Below are 8,154 nucleotides of genomic sequence, written 5' to 3' on the forward strand. Positions count from 1 at the left end.
GGTCAGTACAGCGCCGAAGCGAGCTTGCGCCGTGCAGAGACGACCAGCGGATCGGCCGAGTCGAACAACTCGAACAACTCGAGCAGACGGGTGCGCAGCGTAGTTCGGTCGTCGCCTGCACTGATCTTGATTCCGTCGATCAGACGAGCGAAGGCCTGCTCCGGTTGCTGACCGGCCATCTCGGCGTCCGCGGCATCGATCCGAGCCTGCACGTTTCCGGCGTCGGCATCGGCGACAGCAATTGCGTCGGGTGCCAGATTCTGTACTCGCGCGAGAAACTTGACCTGGCGCAACGCGGCGACAGCCTCTGTGTTCTTCGGTTCGGCGTCGATGATCGCTTGGTAGGCAGCTTCTGCCTTGTCGAAGTCGCCCTCGTCGATGGCCTCTTCGGCTGCGACGATCCGCGGATCCTCGATCTCGGGTTCCGGTTCGGCAGCCGCGACTCCGGGAGGCCCGGTGAGCTTTCCCGCAGTCGCCTGCTCGACGGCCTGTAGCCACTGACGCAGCTGCTCGTCCGACTGCGTTCCCTCGAAGTCGGCCAGCGGCTGACCGGCTGCAACGGCTACCACCGTCGGAATGGCTTTCACACCGAACGCCTGCGCGATCTGCGGATTGGAATCGACATCGACCCGCGCGAGCACCCACGTACCCGCGGCCTCAACGGCCAGTTGCCCGAGCTGACGCGTCAACGCCTGCGATTGCGGGGACCGGGCGGAACCGAGATCGACGATCACCGGGACCTGTGTGGATCGTTGCAGAACCTCGGCCTCGAACGTCGCCGCGGTCACGTCCACGATCGGTGCCAGTCCCCCGGCTTCACCGGCGGGCTCGGCCGCAGGAGCAGGTGCCGGACGGTCCTTCAGAACGGACAAGTCGACAGCACCGGCAATCGAGGCGGGGACGGCAGCTGACGGGCGGACGGGAGGACGGGAACCGGGTCGAGTCACGTCCTACAGTTTGTCACTAACCCGATGCGTCATCCACTGGCGGGCAGTCAGGACGGAACCTTCGCGTCGGCGACGGGCCGGCCGGTGCTCAGCTCGGCGAGGCGTCCGGTGCGCGCGGCCCAGATCTCGAAGACGACGGTGCCGAACGGGGGAAACGCCGCGACGAGTGCGAGCAAGGTCGCCTTGACGTCCCACTTCAGCTTCACTGCCGTCAGCACGGCGACGGCCAAGTACACGACGAACACGCCGCCATGGATCGGCCCGAAGATCTTGACGCCGATCTCGTTGCCGTCGGCGGGGATGTATTTGAAGGCCATGCCGATCAGCAGTCCGAGCCAGGTGAACGCTTCGAGCACGGCGACGAAACGGAAGCGTTTCGCTGTGCTGCTCAGGTCGAAGAAATTGGTCATGCCCGCTATTGTGCCCGGTTTGCTACGACAGAACGTAGTGGCTCTGGTCTCAGTTCTTCTCCAGAGCCACTACGAGTCCTACTGCTTCGGTACTCGAACGATGAGGGCGTCGCCCTGTCCACCGCCGCCGCACAGCGCGGCCGCGCCCACTCCGCCGCCGCGTCGCTGCAGCTCGAGAGCCAGATGCAGAGCAATGCGAGCTCCCGACATGCCGAGGGGATGCCCGATCGAGATCGCCCCACCGTTGACGTTCACGATCTCCGGATCGATGCCGAGTTCTCGTGTCGACGCGATTCCGACCGCCGCGAACGCCTCGTTGATCTCGACGACGTCGAGGTCCTTCGGATCGATGCCGTCCTTCTCGCATGCCTTGGCGATCGCGCGAGCCGGCTGCGACTGCAGCGTGGAGTCGGGACCGGCCACCACACCGTGGGCACCGATCTCCGCGAGCCACGTCAGACCGAGCGACTCCGCCTTCTCCTTGCTCATCACCACAACGGCGGCAGCACCGTCGGAGATCTGCGACGCCGAACCCGCGGTGACGGTGCCTGCCTTGTCGAAGGCAGGGCGAAGCTTGCCAAGGGAATCGACGGTGGTGTCGGCGCGAATGCCTTCGTCCGCGGTGAACTGGATCGGCTCGCCCTTGCGCTGCGGAATCGACACCGGGACCACTTCGTTGTCGAAGACGCCGTTCTTCCAGGCCGCAGCGGCCTTCTGATGCGACGCGGCGGCGAAGGTGTCCTGCTCTTCGCGAGTGATGACCTCGGTGTTCTGGTTGCGCTGCTCGGTGAGCGCACCCATGGCCTGGTCGGTGAAGATGTCGTAGAGACCGTCGTACGCCAGGTGATCCCGCATCGTCACATCGCCGTACTTGAATCCCGCGCGCGACTTCTCGAGCATGTGCGGAGCCTGGGTCATCGACTCCTGGCCACCGGCGACGACGATCTCGAATTCTCCGGCGCGGACGAGCTGATCGGCCAGCGCGATGGCATCGACACCGGACAAGCAGACCTTGTTGATCGTCAATGCGGGCACGGTCATCGGAATGCCGGCAGCAACAGCTGCCTGACGTGCCGGGATCTGGCCGGCTCCGGCGGTGAGAACCTGCCCCATGATGACGTAATCGACCTGATCCGGAGCAACACCGGCCTGCTCGAGTGCACCCTTGATGGCGATCCCGCCGAGGTCCGATCCCGAGAAGTCCTTGAGTGCGCCCGAGAAGCGCCCGACCGGCGTGCGAGCACCGGCGACGATGACTGTTGTGGTCACGATTTCCTCCGAAAGTGTGAAGACGGCCTTGTCGAGATCAACGCTCCGACGCCGCCTGCCGATACCGGCCGGGCGAAGCACCGAAACGCAGCTGGCGCTAACGTCATGGCCATGACCTCCAGCACGCAGTCTTACACGGGAGCCCCGCTGCGCTCCGACCTGGTGACGGCTATCGACCACGCGGGTGTCGCGGTGCCCGATCTCGACGCCGCCATCGCCTGGTACACCGATCACCTCGGGATGGTTGCGGTGCACGAAGAGATCAACGAGGAACAGGGCGTGCGGGAGGCGATGCTCTCGTTCCCCGGAGCACCGGAGAAGTCCGCTGCACTGCAGTTGCTCGCCCCGATCGATGAGTCGTCCACCATCGCCAAGTTCATCGGCCGCAACGGCCCGGGACTGCAGCAGCTGGCGTACCGCGTCACCGACATCGACGAGATCTCGACCGAGCTACGCGCTCGCGGCGTTCGGTTGCTGTACGACGCCCCGCGCCGTGGCACCGCCGATTCTCGGATCAACTTCGTCCACCCCAAGGACGCCGGTGGCGTGCTCATCGAACTCGTCGAACCGAACCCCGACGCGCACTGATCGAACTCTGTGAATCAGCCGTATGGCTCTCTACTTGACTCACCGGTAAATTGACGGCCATGGCCATCGATCATGAGCGCACCTCCGCGGTGCAACTTCCCTTTTCCATCGTCCGGAAGGGGTTCGATCGCGACGAAGTCACCAACTACTTCGAGCGGTTCGACGCCGAACTACGGCTGACGACCGCCGATCGTGATGCAGCTGCAGCGCAGGCGCGTGATCTGGCGAAGCAACTCGACGACGCTCGAGACGAGATCGACGAACTCCGCAAGGACATCGATCGCTTGTCGGTTCCGCCCACCACCGCGGAGGGCATGAGCGACCGAATCTCGCGCATGCTGCGGCTGGCGTCGGACGAGGCATCCGAGGTCCGCGCGAAAGCGCACTCGGAGTCCGAGGAAATGATCTCGGTTGCGCAGCAGGAAAGTGCACGTCTGCGCGGACGGCACGAGTCGCTGGTGGCCGAACTCGAAGAGCGCCGGACGGCACTCGAGGCCGAGCACGAGCAGACCATGGCCCAGGCGCGTACCGAGGCGGCTCGCGTGGTCGAGGCCGCGCAGGCCGAACGCGACAAGCTGGCCGCCGAATCCGAGGCCAAGCGCGCCGAGGTTCAGGAGGACTTCGAGATCACGATGGCCGAGCGCCGCACCAAGGTCCTCTCCGCCCTCGAAGAGCTCGAAGCGTCGAGCAAGTCCGATGCCGCCCGCCGCATCGAAGAGGCGACAACCGAGGCTGCGCGACGGCTTCAGTCCGCCAGCGAACAGGCCGAGCGGCGGATCGCGCACTCCAAGGAACTGGCCGAGGAACTGCGTGTACTGCGCAGTCGAGTGCTGGCCCAGCTGCTCGGAATTCGCGGTCAGCTCGATTCGGTACCGGCGATGCTCGCCTCGGTCAATCGAGAGAGCGAACTACTCGACAATCCCGACCCGACCGCGATCCTGAAGAAGGAAGAGGAGAAAGCTGCAGCGAAGGCCGAGGACGAGAAGGAATCGGCTGACTCCACGTCCTGACTCTTTTCGTCCTGCGCCTGGCCTCCCCCGCTACGACCACCTGCGGGTGAGGCCTCGCGTATTTCGGCCCGACCAACACCCGGTGTGCCAATGCCGACGATTGTCTGCACCGCCGAAGTCGTCCGACGGCCACGCAACGATGTGCGCGACGCCCGGCCGCACCTCGTGATCGCAGCCGGGACAGCGATAGGTCTTGACCGCCTTGGCACCCGGGACCATGCGCGTCGTGTAGGTGTCTCCGTCCGGACCGACCTCGACCCGGTTGCCACCCAGCACGGAATCGGTGGGCGGACCGAGATCACTCGGACCGCTCCGATTCGGTCTGCGGGGCTGATTACGACGAGGCACTCGTCCAGTGTAGAGAACGGGTCGACCGATACCGACAGTCGTCAGAAAAGACGGAACTCGGTACTGTCGGTTCCCCGTAGGACGTCGTAGTCGAGTGTGAGACAACGAATACCGCGATCGGTGGCCAGTGTCTTCGCCTGCGGCTTGATGACCTGCGCAGCGAACACTCCGCTGACCGGAGCCAGCAGGGGATCACGATTGAGCAGCTCCAGATAACGAGTCAGCTGTTCGACGCCGTCGATCTCACCGCGCCGCTTGATCTCCACTGCCACTGTTCCGCCATCTGCGTTCCGGCACAGCAGATCCACCGGTCCGATGGCCGTCATGTATTCACGACGAACGAGCGTGTAGCCATCGCCCAACGTGCTGACGTGCTCGGCCAACAACTCTTGAAGATGGGCCTCCACACCGTCTTTCACCAACCCGGGATCGATGCCGAGCTCGTGACTCGAGTCGAGCTCGACGTCGTCGATGGTGATGCGAAGTTCCTCGCCGGCCTTGTTGGTGACGATCCACTTGATCGTCTCGCCCTCGGTGGTCTCGACCGTCCAGCAGGGCGGAGACATCCAGTTGAGCGGTTTGTAGGCCCGGTCGTCCGCGTGCACGCTCACCGATCCGTCGGACTTGACGAGGAGCAGGCGACGAGCGGACGGAAGGTGTGCGGTGAGGCGGCCGACGTAGTCGACTTGGCAACGAGCAATAACTAGACGCACTCGACCACCTTAAGGCAGGACCCCCCGTTAGTCTGTGACGACCATGCCGCAACTGAGACGATCTGCCGCTCCCCTGGGTTCCCGACTGCTCGGCGACACCTCCGAGTCGCCACGTCGACGACGGATCCGAATTCAGCTGCTGCTGACCGTCTTCTTGGTCCTGTCGAACTTGATCGGCGCGGTCATCGTGGGCGTTCTGATCAGTGTCGTGGTTCCGGGCCCGGACGTCCTGGACATGGATCGATACTGGTGGGTCAATTTCATCGTCGTGCCGGTTTACGTCTTTCTCGCCTTCCTGGTCGGCGTCGTCTGGGGAACCACAAGCGCGCTGAGCAGCCTGCGGTGGGGCATCGAGGATCGTCGACCGACACGATCCGAGCAGGTCGCGACTCTCGCCATGCCGTGGCGCCTGACGCGCATGCAGGTCGCACTGTGGACCGGCGCGTTGATCCTGCTGACCACGATCGACGGCATCATCGATCCTCAGGCGATACCCAAAGTTGCGTTCACGATCGCCGCGGGCGGCACAGTCGTCTGCGCTTTCAGCTACCTGCTCAGTGAGTTCGCGCTTCGCCCCATTGCGGCTCGGGCGCTCGAGGCAGGCGATCCACGTCGTATCCGGATCGCCGGTGTCATGGGACGGTCGATCCTGTCGTGGTTGTTGGGGACCGGTGTTCCGGTCTCCGGACTGATGATGATCGCGGTCTTCCGCTTCCTCAGACCCGAGACGAGCGCCAACCAGCTCGCCGTCTCCATCCTTGCGCTCGGCGGAATCACCATCATCTTCGGTTTCGCATTGACAGTGCTCGGCGGATTCGCAACTACCTCGCCCATCAACAACGTACGGGCGGGGATGGCCGAGGTGGAGAAGGGCAACATGGACGTCCGCCTCGCGGTGTACGACGGCACCGAACTCGGTGAGCTCCAGAGCGGATTCAACCGGATGGCCGACGGGGTGCGCGACCGGGAGAAGATCCGCGACCTCTTCGGTAGGCACGTCGGCCATGAGGTTGCCGAAAAGGCACTGCAGTCCGACAGCGAACTCGGCGGACAGGAACGGGACATCGCGGTGTTCTTCATCGACCTCGTGGGTTCGACCGAGCTGGCAGCATCCCGGCCCCCTACCGAGGTCGTGGACCTACTCAATCGATTCTTCGCCGTGGTCGTCGACGAGGTCGACGACCACGGGGGTTTCATCAACAAATTCGAGGGCGACGCTGCGCTGGCAATCTTCGGAGCTCCCAACGAAATCACCGACCACTGCGGCTCCGCATTGGCCGCAGCACGAGCCATTGCCCGACGGTTGCTGGTCGAAGTCCCCGAATGCAGTGCCGCAGTGGGCGTTGCGGCGGGACGCGCAGTCGCCGGCAACGTCGGTGCGAAGTCCCGATTCGAGTACACGGTCATCGGAGATCCGGTGAACGAAGCCGCTCGCCTCTCCGAGCTGGCGAAGAACGCTCCAGGGGCGATCCTTGCGTCCAAGACCGCAGTAGACGGTGCCGCCGACGACGAGGCGCATCGTTGGGAATTCGGTGATGCAGTCACCCTGCGCGGACGGTCTGCGGAAACAGTTCTCGCAAATCCGAAGGACGTCAAGGTCGCGGCGGACAAGCCCGAAGCCGTTCACGCCTGACCCGATCGTTGGGCTCAGTAGGCGTAGTGCCCTGCGTCCCTGCCGTTTTCATCTTTGACGACTCGGCCTTCTATTGCCCGGTCCCCCTCGCAAACGCGCTCGCGTTTGTCGAACGCTCACGAAATCGCTGACGATTCTGCGCGCGCCTTGCGAAGGCGAGCGCGTCTGCAGAATCCAGGTGTTGCGTAAGCCCGCCTACCCTCACCGCCACGCCTCGATAGCAGTAATCGAGTTGTTGGGGTTCAGTCCGGTTCGGCGGCCCGCAAACGCGCGCGCATTTGCCAGGTGCTCGCAGTCTGGTCTCACGGTTCTGCTCGCGTCTGGCAAACGCGCACGCGTTTGCGACCAGGGTGGGGGGTGACAGGAACGAGTCGACGATCGGCACTATTGGCGGCGACGTGGAGCTGGAACCTCTGGTTTATGCGAATGCGCGCGCGTTTGTCAGGTGCGCGCAGTCTGGTCTCACGGTTCTGCTCGCGTCTGGCGAGTGCGCTCGCGTTTGCGACGGGGGTTGGAGTTGGCGAGGCAGGTGCCCGGCGTCAGGGGCCGGCCCTGTCCAGGATGGCCGGAGCCGCGGCCGCCCTGCCTGGCTTGTGCGAACGCGCGCGCGTTTGTCAGGTGCGCGCGGTCTGGTGTCGCTGTTCTGCTCGCGTCTGGCGAGTGCGCTCGCGTGTGCGACCCGGGTGGGGGCGAGACACGCGCCCGCATCACAATGATCGGACTTGCGGTGCAGATGTCGGAGCCCTGGAATTCAGGGATACCGAATACGGACAAGGCCACGAATACTGTTGCAGCAGTAACGGTTTCGAATGCAAACAACCCCCGACCGTGAGGTCGGGGGTTGTTTGGTTCAAGTTGTGTTCGGCGGTGTCCTACTCTCCCACACCCTGTCGAGTGCAGTACCATCGGCGCTGGAGGGCTTAGCTTCCGGGTTCGGAATGGGACCGGGCGTTTCCCCTCCGCTATGGCCGCCGTAACTCTGTGAAACAGTGTCACGAGCGGTCTCAGTCGGAGAACACACTCCCTCACATGTGCTGTCAGGGGTCGTGTTTCGTCATGGACCTGTATTCGATTGTGTTTGCTGAATCAACTCGTGTGTTGTTTCAGATATTGCACAGTGGACGCGTAGCTTCTTTGTGGTAAGTCCTCGGCCTATTAGTACCAGTCACCTGCATCGGTTACCCGACTTCCAGTTCTGGCCTATCAACCCGGTGGTCTGCCGGGGGCCTTACCCCC

Annotated in this window: 8 protein-coding genes and 2 rRNA genes; 3 read left to right on the forward strand and 7 right to left on the reverse strand. The window is 64.0% G+C overall.

The features are described 5' to 3' along the window. Window positions 1-2 precede the first annotated feature (2 nt). The 3 genes from MTX34_RS13880 to MTX34_RS13890 form a co-directional block, all read right to left on the reverse strand. Window positions 3-890, reverse strand: coding sequence for a tetratricopeptide repeat protein (locus tag MTX34_RS13880; RefSeq protein ID WP_243609763.1), 888 nt, complete (start codon window positions 888-890; stop codon window positions 3-5). A 104-nt stretch (window positions 891-994) separates the two neighbouring features. Further along, window positions 995-1,357 (reverse strand): DUF3817 domain-containing protein, encoded by a 363-nt coding sequence (locus tag MTX34_RS13885; RefSeq protein ID WP_279393223.1) that lies wholly within the window; start codon window positions 1,355-1,357, stop codon window positions 995-997. A 78-nt stretch (window positions 1,358-1,435) separates the two neighbouring features. Next, on the reverse strand, window positions 1,436-2,626 hold the full coding sequence (locus tag MTX34_RS13890; protein WP_243609752.1) for an acetyl-CoA C-acetyltransferase: 1,191 nt from the start codon (window positions 2,624-2,626) through the stop codon (window positions 1,436-1,438). Between the two features lie 105 nt (window positions 2,627-2,731). Between MTX34_RS13890 and mce the strand changes: the two genes are divergently transcribed. Continuing rightward, window positions 2,732-3,214: a methylmalonyl-CoA epimerase gene (mce, locus tag MTX34_RS13895; RefSeq protein ID WP_374230246.1), complete on the forward strand. Its 483-nt coding sequence runs from the start codon at window positions 2,732-2,734 to the stop codon at window positions 3,212-3,214. A gap of 59 nt (window positions 3,215-3,273) precedes the next feature. Beyond that, window positions 3,274-4,224: a hypothetical protein gene (locus MTX34_RS13900; protein ID WP_243609753.1), complete on the forward strand. Its 951-nt coding sequence runs from the start codon at window positions 3,274-3,276 to the stop codon at window positions 4,222-4,224. Between the two features lie 30 nt (window positions 4,225-4,254). Here the strand turns inward: MTX34_RS13900 and MTX34_RS13905 are convergent, their stop codons facing one another. Further along, window positions 4,255-4,572, reverse strand: a complete 318-nt coding sequence (locus tag MTX34_RS13905) for an ATP/GTP-binding protein (protein ID WP_243594194.1) — start codon at window positions 4,570-4,572, stop codon at window positions 4,255-4,257. Window positions 4,573-4,613: 41 nt separating this feature from the next. After that, complete coding sequence (gene nucS / locus MTX34_RS13910) at window positions 4,614-5,285, reverse strand: endonuclease NucS (RefSeq protein WP_243594195.1); 672 nt, start codon at window positions 5,283-5,285, stop codon at window positions 4,614-4,616. 43 nt (window positions 5,286-5,328) lie between these two features. On the opposite strand from nucS, the gene MTX34_RS13915 reads away from it, so the two are divergent. Beyond that, the gene (locus tag MTX34_RS13915; protein WP_243609754.1) at window positions 5,329-6,918 is read left to right on the forward strand and encodes an adenylate/guanylate cyclase domain-containing protein; all 1,590 of its coding nucleotides are present in this window, start codon (window positions 5,329-5,331) and stop codon (window positions 6,916-6,918) included. Window positions 6,919-7,777: 859 nt separating this feature from the next. On the opposite strand, the gene rrf is transcribed toward MTX34_RS13915, so the two are convergent. Beyond that, window positions 7,778-7,894, reverse strand: a 5S ribosomal RNA gene (gene rrf, locus MTX34_RS13920). A gap of 159 nt (window positions 7,895-8,053) precedes the next feature. Further along, window positions 8,054-8,154 (reverse strand): 23S ribosomal RNA (locus MTX34_RS13925); the annotation flags it as partial.

The organism is Rhodococcus sp. ARC_M5 (assembly GCF_022810405.1).
GTDB classification, from domain to species: domain Bacteria; phylum Actinomycetota; class Actinomycetes; order Mycobacteriales; family Mycobacteriaceae; genus Rhodococcoides; species Rhodococcoides navarretei.